The following is a 21814-nucleotide window of genomic DNA, read 5'->3' on the forward strand; positions in this document are numbered from 1 at the left end:
TGTCAGCCCATGTGCGGGTAGCCGTACTCGGTCGGCGGCACCAGGGTCTCCTTGATCGCGCGGGTCAGGGTCCAGCGCATCAGGTTCTGGTGGGCGCCGGCCTTGTCGTTGGTGCCGGAGGCGCGGCCGCCGCCGAAGGGCTGCTGGCCGACGACGGCACCGGTCGACTTGTCGTTGATGTAGAAGTTGCCCGCCGCGTAGCGGAGCTTGTCCATGGTGTACGCGGTCGCCGCACGGTCACCGGAGACGACCGAGCCGGTCAGCGCGTACGCGGACACCGACTCCATCTGCTCCAGCATCTGCTCGTAGGTGTCGTCCTCGTAGACGTGCACCGCGAGGAACGGGCCGAAGTACTCGGTGGTGAAGACCTCGTTGGCGGGGTCCGTGCACTCCACGACGGTGGGGCGGACGAACCAGCCCTCGGAGTCGTCGTAGCCGCCGCCGGCGACGATGGTGCAGGTCGGGTCCTCCTTCGCCCGGTCGATCGCGGCCTTGTTCTTGGCGAACGCGCGCTCGTCGATGACGGCGCCCATGAAGTTCGCCAGGTCGGTGACGTCGCCCATCCTGATGCCGTCGACCTCGGCGGCGAACTCCTCCTTGAAGCCGGAGTTCCAGAGGGAGGCCGGGATGTACGCGCGCGAGGTCGCGGAGCACTTCTGGCCCTGGAACTCGAAGGCGCCGCGGGTCAGCGCGGTCTTCAGGATCGCCCGGTCCGCGCTCGGGTGGGCGACGACGAAGTCCTTGCCGCCCGTCTCACCGACGATCCGCGGGTAGGAGCGGTACTTCTCGATGTTGTTGCCGACCGTCTTCCACAGGTGCTGGAAGGTCCCGGTGGAACCGGTGAAGTGGATACCGGCCAGTTCGGGGTGGTGCAGCGCGACCTCGGAGACGGCGATGCCGTCGCCCGTGACCAGATTGATGACGCCCCGGGGCAGCCCGGCCTCCTCGAGCAGTTCCATGAGGAGCACGGCCGCGTGGGTCTGGGTCGGGGACGGCTTCCAGACCACCACGTTGCCCATCAGGGCCGGGGCGGTGGGCAGGTTGCCCGCGATGGCCGTGAAGTTGAACGGTGTGATGGCGTAGACGAAGCCCTCCAGCGGGCGGTGGTCCAGCCGGTTCCACACGCCCGGGGAGTTGGCCGGCGGCTGCTCGGCCAGGATCCGGCGGGCGTAGGCGACGTTGAACCGCCAGAAGTCGACGAGTTCGCACGGCGTGTCGATCTCGGCCTGCTGCGCGGTCTTCGACTGCCCCAGCATCGTGGAGGCGGCCATGGTCTCGCGCCAGGGGCCGGACAGCAGCTCCGCGGCACGCAGGATGATGGCGGCACGGTCGTCGAACGACATCGCCCGCCAGGCCGGGGCTGCGGCCAGTGCCGCGTCGACCGCGTCCTGGGCGTCCTGCCGGGTGGCGCCGCGGAACGTGCCGATGACGGCCCGGTGGTTGTGCGGCTGGACGACCTTGAACTCCTCGCCGCCTCCCATGCGCTTCTCGCCGCCGATGGTCATCGGCAGGTCGATGGGGTTCTCGGCCAGCTCCTTGAGCTTGGCCTCGAGGCGCGCGCGCTCGGCCGAACCGGGAGCGTAACCGCGCACCGGCTCGTTGACGGGGGTGGGGACCTGGGTCACAGCGTCCATGGCTACCTCTTCCGAGTGAATGTCCAAGTGGATTGCCGGCTCCAGCCGGGGGGAGCTGAAGCGGTGGCATGTGGTGCGTCGCGGTCGGGGCCCGAGGATGACGCGCCCGCCGCGGCGGGGGCACGGGCCCCTCGGGGCACGGTCACGGTTCCCCCGGCTCCGGGAGCGCCGTGCACAGGGCCGGGTCCCTCCCGGTGGGCCCCGGGGGGCCGAAGGGCGGCGGGTGCCGCCGCCCGGCACGGGTCCGGGTGAGGGCCGTCACCGATCCCTCCCCGTCAGTTCTTGGTGATCATCGAGCGGACGAAGAACAACAGGTTGGCCGGCTTCTCGGCGAGACGGCGCATGAAGTAGCCGTACCAGTCGGTCCCGTACGCCGTGTACACCCGCATCCGGTGGCCCTGGGCCGCCAGCCGCAGGTGCTCCTCGCTCCGGATCCCGTACAGCATCTGGAACTCGTACTCGTCCAGTTTGCGCCCGGCACGGCGTGCAAGCTCCTGGCCGACGGAGATCAGCCGCGGGTCGTGCGACCCGATCATCGGATAGCCCGCACCCTCCATCAGGGTCCTCAGGATCCGGACGTACGACTTGTCGATCCCGGCCCTGTCCTGGTGGGCGACGGAGGCCGGCTCCTTGTAGGCGCCCTTCACCAGACGGACGCGGCTGCCGCCGGCGGCGAGCCGGCGAGCGTCCTCCTCGGTGCGGAACAGATAGGCCTGGATCACGCATCCGGTCCCCGGGAAGTCCTTCCGCAGCTCCCCGTGCACGGCGAACATCGAGTCAAGGGTGGTGTGGTCCTCGGCGTCCAGCGTGACCGAGGTGCCGATCGCGGCGGCGGCCTCGACGACCGGCCGGACGTTCGCCAGCGCCAGCTCATGGCCGCCCTCCAGGGACTGGCCGAACATCGACAGCTTGACCGACATCTCGGCCCTGGTGCCCAGGCCGAGGGGCCCGAGCCGCTCGATCAGCCGCAGATAGGCGTCGCGCGCCGCGGTCGCCTGCGCACGGGTGGTGATGTCCTCGCCCACCACGTCCAGGGTGACCTCGAGCCCCCGGTCGGTGAGCCCGGCCACCACCGGGATGACCTGGTCGACCGTCTCCCCGGGGATGAAGCGGCCGACGACCGGCTTCGTCATCGGCGCGGCCGAGACCAGACGGCGCATCCTGTCGCTGCGCGAGGCGGCGAGGATCAGGGGACCCAGCACGGGCACCTCCACGAGACACGGGAGCGGGGGACGGAAACCGGCCGCTCGGTGTACGGCACGGACAACCACCGTGAAACCTAGATACCGCTCCGGTGCCGGGCCATCGACAGCTGTCACGCGTCCGGCCGCGCCTCTTCGGACATATGTCTGAAGAGGCGCGCCACCCGATGGGAGAATGACCGGGTGAAGGGCGATTACCAGGAGCTGGTGGACGAGATATCGGGCCTGCTGGGCGTCCCGGCGACGCTGGAGAACCGGGACTTCGAACTGATCGCCTTCGGCGCGCACGACAGCGACGACGACAGCGCCATGGACCCCGTCCGCACCCGTTCGATCCTCACCAGGAAGTCCACCGCCGCGGTGCGGTCCTGGTTCGAGGGCTTCGGCATCGCCCGGGCGGCCGGCCCGGTGCGGATCCCGGCGGCCCCCGAGGCCGGCGTCCTCCGGGACCGGCTCTGCCTGCCCGTCCGCCATCGCGGGGTCGTCCTCGGCTATGTGTGGCTGCTCGACTCCCGGCCCGGGCCGACGGCCGCGCAGCTGGCTTCCGCCATGGAGGTGACCGTCCGGATCGGGGCCCTGCTCGCCGACGAGGAACGGGCGGGCGCCGCCCTCTCCCGGGAACTGCGAGCCGTGCTCACCGCCGAGCGCGGCTGGCGGTACGACATGGCCCTGGCGGCCCTCCGCACGGCGCTCGGCCCGGCGGCCGAGGGGCTGCACACCGTGGTGTGTGTGGCCCCCTGGCCCTCCGGCGAGGCCCCGTCGGCCCGCGCCGTGGCGGGGGCGTCAGCGCTGTGCACGGTGCCCTGGCACCGGCCGCGAGGTCCCGCCGCGCCGCGCCCGTCCGCGGCTCCCGGGCGCCGGGCGGTCACCGGCGCGACTCGCTCCGGCTCTGACGGCCCCGGCGACCACGGCGACCACGGCAGTCAAGGCCGGGGCGCCGCTGCCCCGACGCGGCGGCCCGCGCGGAGCGCTCGCGGCGGGCAGGGGCAGGAGGACGGCCCTCCCACCGCCGCGGAGACTGCCGGCGGGCACGGCGCGGACGGACACGCCCTCGCCGTGCTGGTGCGTCTGCGCGCCGCCGACGTGCTCGCACCCGCACTCGGCGCGGCCGGCCGGCTCGCGGAGGCCGCCGGACCCGGCGCCGCGGGCATCGCCCTCCCCCGCCGGGGTACGGCCGACCTCGACGCCTCCTGGCGCGAGGCCGTCTCGGCCGCGCGGGCCGTCCTGGCCGAGCCCCGGCGCGGTCCGGTGGCCGACTGGGCCTCGATCGGACCGTACCGACTGCTGACCGGGCTGCCTCCCGGTCTCTCCCCCGACCCCGCGGCCGCGGCCCTGCTCGCACCGGCGCACACCGAACTCGCCAGGACCGCGGAGGTGTTCCTCGACTGCGCCGGTCAGGTGGGCCGTGCGGCCGCCGCCCTGGGCATCCACCGCCAGACCCTCTACTACCGGCTGTCCCGGGTGGAGCGGCTCACCGGACTCGATCTGGACGAGGGGGAGGACCGGCTGCTGCTGCACATGGCGCTGAAGGCCGCCCGGCTGTGACCCGGGCCGCGGACTCGAAGACCGGCACCGCGCCGGACCGGTCCGGTTCGCCGGGCGGCCGGCCGGGGCCGGGACCGGGTCCCGATGGCGCGGCCGGCGGCGGGGAGTAGGCGGGCAGCGCTGCGCGGCCGGCGCTGGGGAGTGGGCGGGTGGAGAGTGCTGCCGGGGCTCCGCCTTCGCACCTGTTCCTCCCGTCGGCGGCACACCGGGCCGGGGCCGGCCCGACGGCTTCCTCAGCGCCGCAGCGGGCGGCGTTCCTCCCCTGCGGTCCCGGGCGCCGCCGTCGGCGCCCTGCGGGGAAGTGCCCTCGACGACGTGGCTCGCCCGTCCCGCGGATGGTCGCGCACCCGCACGCCCGAGCGGAACGGGCCCTGCGGGTGCGGGTGCGGGACGCTTGGGGGCCGGACCTCAGGTGTCGAGGTTCACCGAGCGGGCCGATGTGGCACCGATCTCTTCGGCGATCTCGCCGAGCACGTTCGGCGGCACGGTGTCGTCGACGGTGAGGACGACCAGCGCCTCTCCGCCCTCCTCCTGGCGCGAGACCTGCATGCCGGCGATGTTGAGCCCGGCCTCACCGAGGATGCGGCCGACGGTGCCGACCACACCGGGACGGTCCTCGTAGCGCGCGACGACCATATGGTCGGCCAGCGCCACGTCGATGTCGTAGTCGCCGATGGCCACGACCTTCTGCAGGTGCTTGGGGCCGGCCAGGGTGCCGGAGACGGCGACCTCCTCGCCGTCGGCGAGCGTGCCGCGCACCGTCACCACATTGCGGTGGTCCGGGGAGTCCGAGCTGGTGGTCAGCCGGACCTCGACACCGCGCTCCTGCGCGAACAGCGGGGCGTTCACATACGACACGGTCTCGTCGACGATGTCCTCGAACACGCCCTTCAGTGCCGAGAGTTCGAGCACCTTCACATCGTGCTGGGTGATCTCGCCGTACACCTCGACATCGAGCCGGACCGCGACCTCGCCCGCCAGGGCGGTGAAGATCCGGCCGAGCTTCTCGGCGAGCGGCAGACCGGGGCGGACGTCCTCCGCGATGACCCCGCCCTGCACGTTGACCGCGTCCGGCACCAGTTCGCCGGCGAGTGCGAGGCGGACGGACCTGGCGACCGCGATGCCGGCCTTCTCCTGGGCCTCGTCCGTGGACGCGCCGAGGTGCGGGGTGCAGACGACCTGCTCGAACTGGAACAGCGGGGAGTCCGTGCACGGCTCCTTCGCGTACACGTCCAGGCCCGCGCCGGCGACCCGGCCCTCCTTGAGGGCACTGGCGAGCGCCTCCTCGTCGACGATCCCGCCGCGCGCGGCGTTGACGATGCGGACGGTCGGCTTCACCCGGTGCAGTGCCTCGTCGCCGATGAGGCCGATGGTCTCGGGGGTCTTGGGCAGGTGGACGGTGATGAAGTCCGAGACCTCGAGCAGTTCGTCCAGCGAGAGCAGCCTGACGCCCATCTGCGCGGCACGGGCGGGCTGCACATAGGGGTCGAACGCGACGATCCGCATCCCGAAGGCGGACATCCGCTGGGCCACCAGGACGCCGATACGGCCGAGGCCGACGACTCCGAGGGTCTTCTCGCTCAGCTCGACACCGGTGTACTTCGAACGCTTCCACTCGCCGTTCTTCAGCGCGGTGTCGGCCTGCGGGATGTTGCGCGCGGTGGCGACGATCAGACCGCAGGCGAGTTCGGCGGCGGTCACGATGTTGGACGTCGGCGCGTTGACGACCATGACGCCGGCCTTGGTGGCCGCGGGGACGTCGACGTTGTCCAGTCCGACACCGGCGCGGGCGACCACCCTGAGCTTGCCGGCGGCGGCGACGGCCTCGGCGTCGATCTTGGTCGCGGAGCGCACCAGGACGGCGTCGACGTCGGCGATGGCGGGGATCAGCTCGGCGCGGTCCGCGCCGTTGCAGCGCCGGATCTCGAAGTCCGGACCGAGCGCGTCCACGGTGGCGGGCGACAGCTCTTCGGCGATGAGTACGACGGGTTTACGGGGCGCAGTGCTCACGTGAGTCCTCACTGGTCCAATGCGGACGGCCGTCCCGACGGCCGCTGGCGGTGAAGGGGCTAGCCGCGTGGAAGACGCACGACGCTGTGGGCCTGACCTGACGCGTATGTGCCCACCACTCTAGTGGGGTGGCGGGGGTGTTTTCCGCCTTGGCGGAAGGATCACCCGTCCGGGGTGGACCCGCCGTCCGGTGGCGGCCCCGGGGCACGGCGTGAGGCCCGGGTCGCCGGGGCCCCGCGGGGCCCCGGGAAACGGCACGGCACGGCGAGGTCCCCCGACGCGGTACGGCGGGCCCCTCGGGTGCCCGCCGTACCGCGGGGCTCACGCCTCCTCGGGGTCCACCCAGCTCATGAGCTTGCGGAGCTCCTTGCCCGTGGTCTCGAGCAGGTGGTTCTCGTCCTGGGTCTTGTACTCGTGGTACTTCTTCAGGCCGCCGTGGTACTCGTCCATCCAGTTCTTGGCGAAGGTGCCGTCCTGGATCTCGCTGAGGACCTTCTTCATCTCGGCCTTGGTCTGGTCGGTGATGATGCGCGGGCCGGTCACGTAGTCGCCCCACTCGGCGGTCTCGGAGACGGACCAGCGCATCTTCTCCAGGCCGCCCTCGTACATGAGGTCCACGATCAGCTTCAGCTCGTGGAGGCACTCGAAGTAGGCGATCTCCGGCTGGTAGCCGGCCTCGACCAGGGTCTCGAAGCCCGCCTTGACCAGTGCGGCGGTGCCGCCGCAGAGCACCGCCTGCTCGCCGAACAGGTCGGTCTCGGTCTCCTCGGTGAAGGTGGTCTTGATGACGCCGGCGCGGGTGCCGCCGATGCCCTTGGCGTACGAGAGCGCCAGCGCGAAGGCGTTGCCGGTCGCGTCCTGCTCGACACCGGCGATGCACGGGACGCCGCGGCCCTCCTCGTACTGGCGGCGGACCAGGTGGCCGGGGCCCTTGGGGGCGACGAGCGCGACGTCCACACCGGCCGGGGGCTTGATGAAGCCGTACCGGATGTTGAGGCCGTGGCCGAAGAAGAGGGCGTCGCCGTCCCTGAGGTGGTCCTTGACGGACTCCTCGTAGACCTGGGCCTGGATCGGGTCCGGGACCAGGATCATGATGACGTCGGCCTCGGCGGCGGCCTCCGACGGCGTCACCACGCGCAGGCCCTGCTCCTCGGCCCTGGCCCTGGACTTGGAGCCCTCGTGCAGACCGACGCGGACGTCCACACCGGAGTCACGGAGCGACAGCGCGTGGGCGTGGCCCTGGCTGCCGTAGCCGATGACCGCGACCTTGCGGCCCTGGATGATGGACAGGTCGGCGTCGTCGTCGTAGAACAGCTCGGCCACTGGGATTCTCCTTGGGGTGTTCCGGTGTTGCGTCCCCACCGTACGGCGGGAGGGGGTGAGGGGGTCCGGGGGTCTCGCCATCCGGGCGGCCCTGGTCGGGCCGCCCTGCTCAGGCGGTGCGCTCCAGGGCGCGCAGGCTGCGGTCCGTGATGGACCGGGCGCCGCGCCCTATGGCGATCGTGCCGGACTGGACGAGTTCCTTGATGCCGAACTGCTCCAGCATCTTCAGCATGGCCTCCAGCTTGTCACTCGAACCGGTGGCCTCGATCGTGACGGCCTCGGGTGAGACGTCCACGGTCTTGGCGCGGAACAACTGGACGATCTCCACGATCTGGGACCGGGTCTCGTTGTCGGCGCGGACCTTCACCAGCACGAGTTCGCGCTGGATCGCGGCGCCGGGCTCCAGCTCGACGATCTTCAGCACGTTGACCAGCTTGTTGAGCTGCTTGGTCACCTGCTCAAGCGGCAGATCGGCGACGCTGACCACGATGGTGATCCGGGAGATGTCGGGGTGCTCGGTGACTCCGACGGCGAGCGAGTCGATGTTGAAGCCGCGGCGGGAGAAGAGCGCGGCGATCCTGGCGAGGATGCCGGGGGTGTTCTCCACCAGGACGGAGAGCGTGTGCTTGGACATGGTCGTCGTGTCTCTCTCTTCGCTCAGTCGTCTTCGTTGTCGCCGAAGTCGGGGCGGACCCCGCGCGCGGCCATCACCTCGTCGTTGGAGGTGCCGGCGGCGACCATCGGCCACACCATGGCGTCCTCGTGGACGATGAAGTCGATCACGACGGGGCGGTCGTTGATCGCGTTGGCCTCGGCGATGACCTTGTCCAGCTCGGCCGGGTCCTCGCAGCGCAGGGCGACGCAGCCCATGGCCTCGGACAGCTTCACGAAGTCCGGGATGCGGGTGCCCTTGCGGGGGGCCCGACTGGCGCCGACCTGCGAGCCGATCGTGTGATGGCCGGTCTCGTCGGAGTGCAGGACGGTGCTGGAGTAGCGCTCGTTGTAGAACAGGGTCTGCCACTGGCGGACCATGCCCAGCGCGCCGTTGTTGATGATCGCGACCTTGATCGGGATGCCGTTCAGGGCGCAGGTGACCAGCTCCTGGTTGGTCATCTGGAAGCAGCCGTCGCCGTCGATCGCCCACACGGCGCGGTCCGGCATCCCGGCCTTGGCCCCCATGGCGGCCGGGACGGCATAGCCCATGGTCCCGGCACCGCCGGAGTTCAGCCAGGTGGCCGGCCTCTCGTAGCCGATGAAGTGCGCGGCCCACATCTGGTGCTGGCCGACACCGGCAGCGAAGATCGCGTCATCGGGCGTGAGTTCGCCGATCCGCTGGATCACCTGCTGCGGCGAGAGGCTGCCGTCCTCCGGCAGGTCGTAGCCGAGCGGGTAGGTCTCGCGCCAGCGGTCGAGGTCCTGCCACCAGGCGGTGTAGTCGCCCGTGTTGCCCTCGCTGTACTCGGCCTGGACGGCCTGGACGAGGTCGGCGATGACCTCGCGGGCGTCTCCGACGATCGGGACGTCGGCGGCCCGGTTCTTGCCGATCTCGGCCGGGTCGATGTCGGCGTGGACGACCCTGGCGAAGGGGGCGAAGCTGTCCAGCTTTCCGGTGACCCGGTCGTCGAAGCGGGCACCGAGGGCGACGATCAGATCGGCCTTCTGCAGCGCGGTGACGGCGGTGACCGAACCGTGCATGCCCGGCATTCCCACGTGCAGCGGGTGGCTGTCGGGGAAGGCTCCCAGCGCCATCAGAGTGGTGGTGACGGGCGCGTTGGTGAGCTCCGCGAGGACCTTCAGCTCGGCGGTGGCGCGGGCCTTGAGAACGCCTCCGCCGACGTACAGGACGGGGCGCCTCGCCTGGGTGATCAGCTTGGCGGCCTCCCGGATCTGCTTGGCGTGCGGCTTGGTGACCGGCCGATAGCCCGGCAGGTCGGCCTGGGGCGGCCAGCTGAACGTGGTCCGCGCCTGCAGGGCGTCCTTGGCGATGTCGACCAGGACCGGGCCGGGGCGGCCGGTGGAGGCGATGTGGAAGGCCTCCGCGATCGTCCGCGGGATGTCCTCGGCCTTGGTGACCAGGAAGTTGTGCTTGGTGATCGGCATGGTGATGCCGACGATGTCCGCCTCCTGGAAGGCGTCCGTGCCGATGGACTTGCTCGCCACCTGGCCGGTGATCGCGACCAGCGGGACGGAGTCCATATGCGCGTCGGCGATCGGTGTGACCAGGTTCGTGGCCCCCGGGCCGGAGGTGGCCATGCAGACCCCGACCTTCCCGGTGGCCTGCGCATAGCCCGTCGCCGCGTGGCCCGCGCCCTGCTCGTGCCGGACCAGGATGTGGCGCACCCGGGACGAGTCCATCAGCGGGTCGTACGCGGGGAGGATAGAGCCGCCGGGAATGCCGAACACCGTCTCGGCCCCGACCTCCTCGAGTGAGCGGATGAGGGACATCGCGCCCGTGACGTGCTCAACGGTGGCGGGGGCGTGTCCGGCGGTGCGGGCCCGCGGCTGCGGAGGGTGGGCCCCGGTGGCCTGCTCGGTCATCGGCATTCTCTTCTCGAAGCTGAGGGTTGTCGCGGTTCTCGAAGCTGAGGATGGTGCGGCGGAGGATTTTGCGGGGATTTGGTAGTACCAGTGCAACAAAAAACCCCTCGTGCCGGGAGGCAAGCGAGGGGAGCGCGTCGGTGCGGTCTGCAGAGCCCGTGCGGGGCCGTGCTTCATCCGACGCGCTGTCCACGTACGAGAATTCGGGTGCGCATGGCACTGACCTTCTCCCCGGCGCACCATGGCTGTCAAGTGGGTGGGACGGGCGTCTCACTATTCGAGCAGATCGGGGGTCTGCCGACGATCTCGGGGATGACCGGGGAACGCCGGGCGGGCAGCGCCCGGCCGGACAGGACCGGCAGGGCGGAACCGCCGGGCACCGGGAACTCGCCGCGCGCCAGCGCGAGGCGCAGCCGCTGCTCGTCGAGGGGTCCGGAGAACGCCTTCCCCTGGCCGTGGGTGCACCCCATGGCGCGCAGGGCCAGCAGCTGTTCCGGAACGTCCACGCCGTCCGCCACGGACTGCATGCCCAGGTCGCGGGCGATCCGCAGCAGACCCGCAGTGATCTTGTGCAGTCTGGCCGACTCCACCACACCCTCGACCAGCCCGCGGTCGAGCTTGAGCACGTCGATCGGCAGCCGGCGCAGGGCGATGATCGCCGCATAGCCGCTGCCGAAGCCGTCGAGGGCGATCCGCACGCCGAGTCTGCGCAGCGCCACCAGACGGTGCTCCAGTTCGTCGAAGGAGACCCTCGGGTCGCTGTCGGCCAGTTCGATCACCAGGGAGCCCGACGGCAGCCCGTGGAGGGTGAGCAGGCTCTCGATGGAGCCGAGCGGCGTGGACCGGTCCAGCAGCCCCCGGGCGGGGATCCGCACCGAGACGGGGACGCGGTGACCGAGGCGGACGCGCTCCGCCGCCTGCTCGACGGCCTCCTCCAGCATCCGGCGGCCGAAGCGGGCGGTCGGGGCGCCGTCCTCGGCGACCCGGCGCAGTTCGTCGGGAGTGAACAGGATGCCCTGGGGCGATCTCCAGCGCGCCTGAGCCGCCACGGCCGCGATCCGGCCGTCGACGAGGCCTACCACGGGCTGGTGGAGCAGGGTGAACTCGCCGTCCCGAAGCACCGGCCGGGAGCGGGCGGACCGGTCCATCACCATGGGGGCCCCGGTCTGCATCTGGGGCGCGTACAGCTCGACCCGGTCCTTGCCGCCGGCCTTGGCCCGGTACATGGCCAGGTCGGCGTTGCGCAGCAGATCGCCGGCGGTGATGCCGGACTCGGCGAAGGCGACTCCGATGGACGCGGCGACCCGCAGCTCACGGCCCTCCACCCGGTACGGCTGCGACAGCATCAGCCTCAGCCGGTCGGCGATCTCCCGCACCTGGCGCTCCCGGGCGGCCTGGTCGCGCGAGCCGTCGCCGAGGATGAGCGCGGCGAACTCGTCACCGCCGAGCCGGGCCGCGGTGTCACCGGCCCGCACGGAGTCCTGGAGGCGGCGGGCGGCCTGGATCAGCAGTTCGTCGCCCGCCTGGTGGCCGTGGCGGTCGTTCACTCCCTTGAAGCCGTCCAGGTCGATGAAGAGCACGGCCGTGCCGGCGTCCCCGGCGCGCCGCCCGGAGAGGGCCTGCCGCACCCGTTCGGTGAACAGGGCCCGGTTGGGCAGGTCGGTGAGCGGGTCGTGCTCGGCGTTGTGCTGCAGCTGGGCCTGGAGGCGCACTCGTTCGGTGACGTCCCTGCTGTTGAAGATCAGGCCGCCCTGGTGGCGCTTGACCGTGGACTCGACGTTGAGCCACTGGCCGGTACCCGACCGGAAGCGGCACTCGATCCGGGTCGTGGGCTCGTCGGCGGGCGGGGCCGCGAGGAATCTGCGCACCTCGTGGACGACGCGTCCGAGGTCCTCCGGATGGATCAGCGAGGCCAGCTCCGAGCCGATGAGCTCCTCCGCGTCCCGCCCGTAGACACCGGCGGCGGCCGGGCTGACGTAGCGGAGTACGCCGGTCGGGGCGGCGATCATGATCACATCGCTGGAGCCCTGCACCAGGGAGCGGAAGTGGTTCTCCTTCTGGGCGAGTTCATGGGTGAGGGCGATGTTGTCGAGCAGCATGATGCCCTGCCGGACGACCAGGGCGAGGACGACCGTGCAGCCGGTGAAGACCACCACCCGGTCCACACGGCGGCCCTCGATCACGTTGTACAGGATGCCGAGCGTGCAGACGGCGGCGGCCAGATAGGGGGTGAGCGCGGCGAGCGAGCCCGTGATCGGCCGGACCGCCGGCCGCGGGCCGCGGACCGGCGCGAGGGGCGGCTCCGGCCGGCGCACTCCCCAGGGTGCGTAGGCGAGGAGGAGCGAGGCGGCGAACCAGCCGGCGTCCAGCAACTGGCCCGAGCGGTAGCTCTCACGCAGCAGGGGTGAAGTGAACAGCGCGTCGCACAGCACGGTCAGGGCGAGAGCGGCGATCGCGGTGTTGATGCCGGACCTGTTGCCGTGCGACCGCCGGAAGTGCAGGGCCAGCACCATGCTGACGAGGACGATGTCGAGCAGCGGATAGGCGAGCGACAGCGCCGCCTCGGGCACGCTCTCGCCCTCGAAGCGGGCGGTGTGCGCGAGAGCGAGGCTCCAGGAGAGCGTGAGCAGCGAGCCGCCGATGAGCCAGGCGTCCAGGCCCAGGCACACCCAGCCGGCCCGGGTGACGGGCCGCTTGGCGAGGACGAGCAGTCCGACGATGGCGGGCGGGGCGAAGCAGAGGAAGAACAGATCGGCCGGGGACGGGCTGGGGACCGGCCGCTCGAGGACCACCTCGTACCAGCCCCAGACCGCGTTTCCGCAGGCGGCCATGGCGGAGGAGACGGAGAACAGCATCCAGGCGGGCCGGAAGCGGCTGCCGCGCGCACGCGCGTAGAGGAAACAGGAGACCGCGGCCAGTCCGGCCGCGCAGCTCAGCCCGAAGTCGCCCATGATCAGCGCGAGTTTCCCGGAGCCCCAGCCGAACGCCGCGCCGACGGCGTAGCCACCGCTCGCGAGGACCAGCAGGATCTGGGGCAGCAGCCCCGTCCCGCCGCCTTCCCGCACCCGGCGGCGGGCGAGAAGCGCCGTGGGGGCGATCACCGCACTGCCCCTGACAGCGTTTTCGTCCGGCTGCGCGCGGGGGGCCGCCCGCACGGTCCGGCCCGGAGGGACTCACCTCGGAAGGACTCATCCCGCAAGGACTCACCCCGGTGGGGCCCGCGGGGTACGTCCGGCCATGCGGACCCGGCCGCGGGAACCGGCATCGGTGCCGGTGCCTGCGCCGACACCGGCACCCACACCGGCACCAGCACTGGCACCAGCACTGGCACTGGCACTGGCACTGGCACTGGCGAGGGTGGTCGGCGGCGCTCCCGCCGCGTCGGATGGTTCGTCCACTGGCCGTGCATCGCCCGTCGACCCCCCTTGAAGTCTGGTCGCTCCGCAGCGCCGTTCTCGAACCCGACGCAGCCCCCAAGTCGGGACGATACACCAGAGTCGTCACTCAGGGACATAGGTCGTCTACGCTCCGTGACGGCAAGGCAGTTTGTCGACACTTTCGGCACTGCACGCAGCCGGACGACTCCGCAGGGTGTCCGGGCGTACCAGTGTGGCCCCTACCCGGTCGTGAGGACCACGTTTCGCAGCGGCTCACCCGCCGTGTAACGGGTCAGCTGTCCGGCCAGCAGCCGCCTGGCGCGCGGCATGAACGCCGACGTGGAGCCGCCGACATGGGGACTGATCAGGACACCGGGGGCGTGCCAGAGCGGATGGCCGGCGGGCAGCGGCTCCGGGTCGGTGACGTCGAGCGCCGCGGTGATCCGGCCGCTCTCCACCTCCTTGAGCAGTGCCCCGGTGTCGACGACCGGTCCGCGCGCCACGTTCACCAGCAGTGCGCCGTCCTTCATCCGGGAGAGGAATCCGGCGCCCGCGAGGTGGTGGGTCGCCGGTGTGAGCGGTGTGGAGAGGATCACCACGTCGGCTTCCGGGAGCAACTCCGGAAGATCGGTGAGTGCATGCACTGCGCCGCGCTCGGTGGTACGGGCGGAGCGCGCGACGCGCGCCACCCGCGCGCACTCAAACGGAACGAGCCGGTCCTCGATGGCCGCGCCGATCGAGCCGTAGCCGACGATCAGCACCGACCTGCCGGCGAGGGCCGGGTAGAACCCCGCGTGCCACTCCTCCCGCCGCTGGGCCTCCACGAAGCGGGGGATGCCGCGCAGGGAGGCGAGCACCAGGGCGAGGGCCAGTTCCGCCGTGCTCGCCTCGTGGACTCCCCTGGCGTTGCACAGCCGCACTCCGGGCGGCAGCGAGCCGAGGCCGGGCTCGATGTAGTCGACGCCCGCCGTGAGGGTCTGCACGACCCGCAGACGCGTCATCGCGGCGAGCGGCCGCACGGCGACCTCCGTTCCCTTCATGTACGGCACGGCGTAGAAGCCGCAGTCACCGGGGTCCGCGGGAAAATCCTGCCCGCCGTCCCAGAAGCGGTAGTTCAGCCCCGTCTCCACGGCGTCGGGAAGCCCTTCGATCTCGTCGGCCGGAATCGGCAGCCACACGTCAGCAGTCATGGTCAGGAGGCTAACCGCCGGGAGGCTGGGCGCGCCGGGGCGGGAACCTGACGTTAGTTTGGGAGCGGCACGAGGAGGGGTACGCGCAGGTGGACCGCAGGACAATCGGTGCGGCGGCGCTCGAGGTGGGCGCGATCGGCCTCGGATGCATGCCGATGAGCTGGGGGTACACCGGCTCGCAGCAGCGCGGCGACCGGTCGCTGCGCACCGTGCACGCGGCCCTGGACGCCGGGGTGACGCTGCTCGACACGGCCGACATGTACGGCCCCTTCACCAACGAACTGCTGCTGGGCAGGGTGCTGAAGGAGCGGCGGGCCGACGTCTTCCTCTCGACGAAGGTCGGGCTGCTCGCCGGCGACCAGCACATCGTCGCCAACGGCCGGCCCGGATACGTGCGGCGGGCCTGTGACGCGTCGCTGCGGCGGCTCGGAACCGACGTCATCGACCTGTACCAGCTTCACCGGGCGGACCCGGAGATCCCCGTGGAGGAGACCTGGGGGGCCATGGCGGAGCTGGTCTCGGCCGGAAAGGTCCGGGCGCTGGGGCTCTGCGCGGTGGGCGCGCGCGCTGCGCGCAGGTCCGGCGCCGGGCGCCACGACGAAACGATCCGGCAACTGGATCGGATACAGCAGGTCTTCCCGGTGAGCGCGGTCCAGGCGGAGCTGTCGGTGTGGTCGCCCGAGGCACTCGACTCGCTGCTGCCCTGGTGCACGGCCCGGGGTGTGGGCCTGATGGCCGCGATGCCGCTGGGCAGCGGCTTCCTCAGCGGCACGCTGACGCCCGGGGAGGGCTTCGAACCCGACGACCTGCGGGCCCGGCACCCGCGGTTCACCGCGGAGATGATGGCGGCGAACCAGCCGCTGGTGGCGGGGCTGCGCAGGGTCGCCGAACGGCACGGCCCCGGTACGACCCCCGCCCAGGTGGCGCTGGCCTGGGTCCTGGGGCAGGGTCGTCATGTCGTACCGGTGCCGGGCACCAAACGGGAGCGGTGGGCCGTGGAGAACGCGGCCGCGGCCCGGCTGGCGCTGACGCCGCGGGACGCGGCCGAGATCGCCGCGCTGCCGCCCGCTCTGGAATCCTGGGACCAGTAGGTTCCGGAACCACCGGAACCACCGGAACCACCGGAACCACGGGAACCACTCGCCGGGGCGCGGTGCGATGCGCTGCGGCGCACCTGCCGGCGGGCGGCTCCCCCGGTTCGCTCTCCCCACCACTCGCCTGCGAAGGGAACCAGGACAGTGCAACGTTCAGTGGTGACGGCTCTGCTGGCAGCTGCCGCGCTGATGCTCTCCGCGGGATGCTCGTCCGACGGGGACACGGGGGCCGCGGCCGGCCGCGAGGGCGACGCCTCCGAGACGGCGCAGCCGTCGGCCGCGGCCGGCGGCCCCTCCGAGACGGCGCCCCCGGCGAAGGGGTCGGTGAGGGTGGCAGCCACGCTGACCCGGGATCTGGAGTCGCCCTGGGGCCTCGCGGCCCTCCCCGGCGGCGACCTGCTGGTGTCGTCGCGGGACCAGGGCACGATCACCCGCGTCGACGCCGAGACCGGCAAGCAGACGGTGGTCGGCTCGGTGCCGGGCGTGGCCCCGGCCGGCGAGGGCGGGCTGATGGGCCTCGCCGTCTCCCCCGACTTCGCCTCGGACGGTCTGGTGTACGCGTACTTCACCACAGCGTCGGACAACCGCATCGCCCGCATGCTGTACGACGAGCGCAAGCCGGCCGGACAGCAGCTCGGCGCGCCCGACACCATCCTGCGCGGCATCCCCAAGGGCCGCATCCACAACGGCGGCCGGATCGCGTTCGGCCCGGACGGGATGCTGTACGCGGGCACCGGCGAGGCCGGTGAGCCGGGGCTGGCCCAGGACATGGCGTCCCTCGGCGGCAAGATCCTCCGGATGACCCCCGACGGGCAACCCGTCCACGGCAATCCGTCGGCCGGCTCCGTGGTCTACTCGTATGGGCACCGCAATGTGCAGGGCCTCGCCTGGGACGCGCAGAAGCGCCTGTGGGCCTCGGAGTTCGGGCAGAACACCTGGGACGAGCTGAACCTCATCGAGCCGGGCGGGAACTACGGCTGGCCCGACGCCGAGGGCAGGGCGGGGAAGGCCGGGCTGGTGGACCCCGTGGCGCAGTGGCGCACGGACGAGGCGTCACCGAGCGGGATCGCCTACGCCGCGGGGTCCATCTGGATGGCGGGGCTCCGGGGCGAGCGCCTGTGGCGGATCCCGCTCGCGGGGACCGAACCGTCCGCGGCCCCCCAGGCGTTCCTCGAGGAGGAGTACGGCCGGCTCCGCACGGTCCTGCCGGTCACCGGGACAGCGGACGGACGGGACGTCTGGCTGGTCACCAGCGAGACGGACGGCAGGGGCGCACCGGAGGCGGGGGACGACAGGATCCTGCGGCTGACGGTGGACTGAACCCTCCCCACCCTGAAGGACCCCGTCGCCGATCTCTCAGATGCGCGCCCGAACCCGCGCACTGCACCGGTGGACCGGCCTGCCCCGGCGGCGCCGCACGCCCGGCCGTGCCTCAGCGGCGGCCGGCCTCGCGGCGCGCCCGCCATTGCGGTGCCAGCACCGACCAGACCTCCATGTCGTGGCGGACACCCTGCCACGGGAAGCTCTCGCGCAGCACTCCGTCCCGGCTCATCCCGAGTCGCTTCGCCACGGCGATGGACCGGTGGTTGGCGGAGGAGGCGAGCCATTCGACGCGGTGCATCCCGCGCTCGTCGACGGCCCAGTCGATGAGCACCTCGACGGCCTTGCCGATGAGTCCCCGTCCGGCGGCGGAGGGCTCAAGCCAGACACCGACCTCGCAGGTCTCGTTCACGGTGTCGAAGACGCGGAAGAGCACCCCGCCGACGAGTGTGCCGTTCAACCGGACGGCCCAGAGGCGGCCGGTGTCCGCGGCCTGCCTGTCGGCGAAGTCCTGGAGCAGGGCCCGGGCCGACTCGACGTCCCTCACCCTCAGCATCAGCGGCACCCAGGGGCCGGCGTACTCCCGGGCGCGTTCGACGTGTTCCAGGAACTCCGTTGCCTGCCAGGGTTCGACGGGCCGCAGTTCGGCGCCGTCGCCAAGAGGTATCGCGAACATCCCGCTCCTCACGCCCCGTGGCGCGCCATGCGTGACGGGGCCGCTCTGTGGTCGTGGTGCCGGGCCGCCGGTTCCCGTACCGGCCTGCCGGTCCGTACCCGCATGCCGGCGGTTCCCGTACCGGCCTGCCGGTCGTCCTCGTGCCGGGCTACCGCACGAGCGGGCCGTCCTCGCCCACCCGCACTCCGGTGATCCTTGCATGCGGGGGCGGCGGACGGTCGGGACTTTCGATGCTGATGCGCGGAAGCCGGCGGTCCAGCCAGTGCGGCAGCCACCAGTTGGCGGTGCCCAGCATGTGCATGAGCGCCGGGACCAGCAGGGTGCGCAGGACGAAGGCATCCAGGGCGACCGCGGTGGCGAGGCCGATGCCGAACATCGCGATGACCCGGTCACCGCCGAGGACGAACGCGAGGAAGACGGAGATCATGATGACGGCCGCCGAGTTGATCACTCTGCTGGTCTCGGCCAGGCCCACCCGCACGGCGCGCCGGTTGTCCCGCGTCTCCAGCCACTCCTCGTACATCCGGCTCACCAGGAACACCTGGTAGTCCATCGAGAGCCCGAAGAGCACCGAGACCATGATCACGGGGAGGAAGGGCTCGATCGGCCCCGCGCCGCCGAGCCCCAGCGGTTCGGCGCCCCAGCCCCACTGGAAGACCGCGACGACGACGCCGAACGCGGAGGCGACCGCGGCGACGTTCATCAGCGCGGCCTTGAGCGGTATGCCGACCGAGCGGAACGCGAGGAGCAGCAGCACGCAGCCCAGCGTGACGACGACACCGACGAACAGCGGCAGCTTCCCGACGATCACGTCCGCGAAGTCGTCGTAGCCGGCGGTCACTCCGCCGACGAGGACCTCGGGGGATGTTCCGTTACCGGCGTCGGGCAGCACATCGGCACGCAGCAGTTCGACGAGTTCGCTGGTCCGCTCCGACTGCGGCGCCGACTCCGGGACGACGACGACCAGGGCCGTGTCGGAGCGGCCGTTGAACGTCACGGGGCTGACGGAGGCGACGCCCTCGGTGTCCCGCAGGGTCGCGGGCAACTGCTGCATCGCCAGCCGGTCGTCCGCATCGTCGAGGGCGGCGACGAGCGTGAGCGGCCCGTTGGTGCCCGGCCCGAAGCCCTCGGCGATCAGGTCGTACGCCTTGCGGGTGGTGCTGGAGGCGGGGGCGTTGCCCTGGTCGGAGGTGCCGAGGTGGAGTGAGAACGCGGGCAGCGCGAGAACGGCCATCACCACGGTGGCGACCAGCCCGAGCAGTTTCGGGCGGCGCTCGACGAAGGCGGACCAGCGGGCGGCGAAGCCGGTCGGAAGCTCAGGCCCGGGTCCCTGCCGGGCCAGCCGCACACGTTCCGAGCGGCTCAGCGCGCGCATACCGATCAGGGACAGCAGCGCCGGCAGCAGGGTCACGGAGGCGGCGACGGTCAGCAGTACGGTCAGACAGGCGGCGATCGCCACTCCGTTGAGGAAGGAGAGCCGCAGCACCAGCATCCCCAGCAGTGCGATGCAGACGGTGAGGCCGGCGAAGACGACCGTGCGGCCGGTCGTCGCCACGGCCTTCTCGGCGGCCTCGGCCACCGGGAGCCCGCGCCGCAGGCCCCCCCGGTGCCGGGTGACGATGAACAAGGCGTAGTCGATCCCGACGCCGAGCCCGATCAGCAGCCCCAGCACGGGCGCGAAGTCCGCCACGTCCATGGCATGGCCGAGGAGCACGATGCCCGCGTAGGCGGTGCCGACGCTGATGAGCGCGGTGGCGACGGGCAGCAGGCTGGCGGCCGGTGACCCGAAGGCGAGAAAGAGCACCACAGCAGCCACGGCCACTCCGACGATCTCCGCGAGGTGGGAGGTGGGCGTCTCGGTGAGCGCGGTGGCGGGGCCGCCGAGTTCGACCTGGAGACCGTCGCCGGCGGCAGCCTTGGCCGTGTCGACGACGGCTCGCGCATGGGCCTCGGGGACGTTGCCGGTCCCTCCCTCGAAGACGACGGTCGCATAGGCCGTGCGGCCGTCGTCGCTGATCTGCGTGCTCCCCGCGCTGGTCTCCGCGCTGGGCTGCGCACTGGGCTCCGCGCTGGGCTCCGCGCCACCGCCCGGTGTGCTGCCGGAGGACCCGCCCGGCCAGGTCCCGGACCGGGGTTCCGGGGACGCGCCGTACGGGCCGGTGACCGAGGCGACGCCGTCCAGCCGCTCGACCTCCTCCAGCACCGCGGTCATCCGCTGCTCGACGGCGGCCGCCAGGACACTCCCCCGGGCACTGTGCCAGACGATGGTGTCCCCGCCGTCGAAGCCGCCCCGGAAGCCCTCCCGGAGGAGGTCGGCGGCCCGCCCCGACTCGGTGGCGGGTACGTCGTAGTCGTTCGAGTACGCCGTACCCGCGAACGCCGCGGCCGCCGACGCGCCGCAGAGGGCCGACAGCCAGAGCAGAACGGCGACGAGTCGGTGCCTGATGCACCACCGGGCGACGGCGGACACGGACGAGCTCCCTGGTGGTTCGTGGATCTTCACCGGGAACTGCCCGTAAAGAACACATGAGCTACAGCTGCACACTCTCGCAGGAGAGGGTGATCGTTAGGCCCCCTTCGCCCGTTTCGTGGTCATCCTCACAGGGGCGAGGCGAGGCGGGCGCGGGCAGTCCCTCCCCTGCCCTGCCGTGCCGTGCCGTGCCAGGCGTCGGGTTGGCACGGCGGCGGACCGTGCGGGCTCCAACGGGCTCCGCCGACCCCCACGGCCTCGGCTGCCCCGGGTGCCCCCGCAGGGCCCCGGAGAGAAGGTCCGGAAAGACCCTGACCCGGGTCCGCCGGGCGCGATCCCGCCAGTGGCCGACGGGCCGCGGGTACCGATTCGGTGGCGATGCCGGAGCGGACTGTCACCATGGGCTCATGACCATGAGGGGGGAATCACCGACCATCATCACCACCACCACGGCCAACACGGCCGCTGAGATCGCTCAGCACCTGCACCGGTGGCCCCGGGATCATCTCGGTGGGCCGCCCGTCGCGATCGTGCGCCACCCACCCGGGGCGACGCGGATGGAGCGGCGCGAGGCGTTCCGGGAGGTCTACGGGCCGATCGTCGCCGCGATCGGGGAGCCGACGCTGTACGGCGGCTCCGCTTGGGGGCCCAGTGTCCGCTGGCGGGACGCGGACCGACTGGTGCTGCTGTCGGGGGACCGGTTCCACGTCACGCTGTCGGTCCACCGGCCAGAGGAACTGGAGCACGGCGAGTACCGCTGCTTCACCTGGGGCGGCGCCCGGTCGACCGGCGAACCGCATGACTTCGACCTGCTGCCCTACAGCTGGCAGCTGTACCGCGGCGGGCCGGGGGAATCGCCGGGGCAGCGCCCCGACCACCGGCTCGCGGGTGACTGGGGGCAGTTGGAGAGCGCCCTGGAACTCCTGCTCGCCGCTTGGGCGGAGCAGCTTCCCGTGCAGGTGCCGGGCGACTGGGCCGGGTTCACGGTGGTGGCCGATCAGGATCCCGGCCGCGATCTCGTCGTGTCGTACAGCCCGGGCGAGGGACTGGGGGTCGCGATCGACGACCGGGACGCGCAGCAGTGCCCGGAACGGGACTGGCTGATGCGGGAATGCGGCTGGCACGGCCACGACCGGGGCTGGTGGCATTCGGCGTTTCCGGAGGCCGCGGAGAACTCCCCGACCGCGGCGGCGCGGCTGGCCGTGGCGGAACTGCGCTCGCGCGGCGCGGTCGGCCCGCAGGAGCTGTCCGCCCGGGAGGCCGTGGTCGACGGCCGCGGCGAGCTGTGGCTGCCGGGCCTCGGGATACGGACCCGCTGAGGTCTACGCCCCGGTCCGGGCCGGCGGACCGGGACGTAGCAGACTGCGGACACAGCCTGCGGGAACAGACGAGGGGTGGGGCACCGTGCCGGTGTCCCACCCCTCGCGCCGAAGTG

The 21814-nt window shown here is 72.1% G+C and carries 14 protein-coding genes; 4 read left to right on the top strand and 10 right to left on the bottom strand.

The annotated features are described in order from the left end of the window. Nucleotides 1–2 precede the first annotated feature (2 nt). Together pruA and SCWH03_RS08490 are read right to left on the bottom strand one after the other, a co-directional pair. The gene (gene pruA, locus SCWH03_RS08485) at nucleotides 3–1634 is read right to left on the bottom strand and encodes an L-glutamate gamma-semialdehyde dehydrogenase (RefSeq protein WP_173263545.1); all 1632 of its coding nucleotides are present in this window, start codon (nucleotides 1632–1634) and stop codon (nucleotides 3–5) included. 275 nt (nucleotides 1635–1909) lie between these two features. Continuing rightward, nucleotides 1910–2836 carry a proline dehydrogenase family protein gene (locus SCWH03_RS08490; RefSeq protein WP_173263546.1) on the bottom strand — a complete coding sequence of 309 codons (927 nt, stop codon included), beginning with the start codon at nucleotides 2834–2836 and terminating at the stop codon, nucleotides 1910–1912. 183 nt (nucleotides 2837–3019) lie between these two features. On the opposite strand from SCWH03_RS08490, the gene SCWH03_RS08495 reads away from it, so the two are divergent. Next, nucleotides 3020–4381 (top strand): helix-turn-helix domain-containing protein, encoded by a 1362-nt coding sequence (locus SCWH03_RS08495; protein ID WP_173263547.1) that lies wholly within the window; start codon nucleotides 3020–3022, stop codon nucleotides 4379–4381. A gap of 408 nt (nucleotides 4382–4789) precedes the next feature. On the opposite strand, the gene serA is transcribed toward SCWH03_RS08495, so the two are convergent. The 6 genes from serA to SCWH03_RS08525 all read right to left on the bottom strand — a co-directional run bounded on the left by serA (nucleotide 4790) and on the right by SCWH03_RS08525 (nucleotide 14819). Next, on the bottom strand, nucleotides 4790–6391 hold the full coding sequence (serA, locus tag SCWH03_RS08500) for a phosphoglycerate dehydrogenase (RefSeq protein WP_173263548.1): 1602 nt from the start codon (nucleotides 6389–6391) through the stop codon (nucleotides 4790–4792). A 321-nt stretch (nucleotides 6392–6712) separates the two neighbouring features. Continuing rightward, nucleotides 6713–7714: a ketol-acid reductoisomerase gene (ilvC, locus tag SCWH03_RS08505; protein WP_173263549.1), complete on the bottom strand. Its 1002-nt coding sequence runs from the start codon at nucleotides 7712–7714 to the stop codon at nucleotides 6713–6715. Between the two features lie 109 nt (nucleotides 7715–7823). Next, nucleotides 7824–8348: an acetolactate synthase small subunit gene (gene ilvN / locus SCWH03_RS08510; RefSeq protein WP_173263550.1), complete on the bottom strand. Its 525-nt coding sequence runs from the start codon at nucleotides 8346–8348 to the stop codon at nucleotides 7824–7826. A gap of 23 nt (nucleotides 8349–8371) precedes the next feature. Further along, on the bottom strand, nucleotides 8372–10258 hold the full coding sequence (locus SCWH03_RS08515; protein WP_173263551.1) for an acetolactate synthase large subunit: 1887 nt from the start codon (nucleotides 10256–10258) through the stop codon (nucleotides 8372–8374). Nucleotides 10259–10500: 242 nt separating this feature from the next. Further along, nucleotides 10501–13353, bottom strand: coding sequence for a putative bifunctional diguanylate cyclase/phosphodiesterase (locus tag SCWH03_RS08520; RefSeq protein ID WP_173263552.1), 2853 nt, complete (start codon nucleotides 13351–13353; stop codon nucleotides 10501–10503). A 515-nt stretch (nucleotides 13354–13868) separates the two neighbouring features. After that, a complete protein-coding gene (locus SCWH03_RS08525) occupies nucleotides 13869–14819 on the bottom strand; it encodes a 2-hydroxyacid dehydrogenase (protein ID WP_173263553.1) in 951 nt (316 codons plus the stop codon). A gap of 89 nt (nucleotides 14820–14908) precedes the next feature. On the opposite strand from SCWH03_RS08525, the gene SCWH03_RS08530 reads away from it, so the two are divergent. Continuing rightward, nucleotides 14909–15910, top strand: coding sequence for an aldo/keto reductase (locus tag SCWH03_RS08530; protein WP_173263554.1), 1002 nt, complete (start codon nucleotides 14909–14911; stop codon nucleotides 15908–15910). A gap of 162 nt (nucleotides 15911–16072) precedes the next feature. Then, on the top strand, nucleotides 16073–17233 hold the full coding sequence (locus SCWH03_RS08535) for a PQQ-dependent sugar dehydrogenase (RefSeq protein WP_173263555.1): 1161 nt from the start codon (nucleotides 16073–16075) through the stop codon (nucleotides 17231–17233). A 112-nt stretch (nucleotides 17234–17345) separates the two neighbouring features. Here the strand turns inward: SCWH03_RS08535 and SCWH03_RS08540 are convergent, their stop codons facing one another. Then, complete coding sequence (locus tag SCWH03_RS08540; protein ID WP_173263556.1) at nucleotides 17346–17909, bottom strand: GNAT family N-acetyltransferase; 564 nt, start codon at nucleotides 17907–17909, stop codon at nucleotides 17346–17348. 148 nt (nucleotides 17910–18057) lie between these two features. Next, nucleotides 18058–20379 carry an MMPL family transporter gene (locus SCWH03_RS08545; RefSeq protein WP_173263557.1) on the bottom strand — a complete coding sequence of 774 codons (2322 nt, stop codon included), beginning with the start codon at nucleotides 20377–20379 and terminating at the stop codon, nucleotides 18058–18060. A 407-nt stretch (nucleotides 20380–20786) separates the two neighbouring features. On the opposite strand from SCWH03_RS08545, the gene SCWH03_RS08550 reads away from it, so the two are divergent. Beyond that, nucleotides 20787–21698: a hypothetical protein gene (locus tag SCWH03_RS08550; protein ID WP_173263558.1), complete on the top strand. Its 912-nt coding sequence runs from the start codon at nucleotides 20787–20789 to the stop codon at nucleotides 21696–21698. Nucleotides 21699–21814 lie beyond the last annotated feature (116 nt).

The organism is Streptomyces pacificus, assembly GCF_011766325.1.
Classification (GTDB): Bacteria; Actinomycetota; Actinomycetes; order Streptomycetales; family Streptomycetaceae; genus Streptomyces; species Streptomyces pacificus.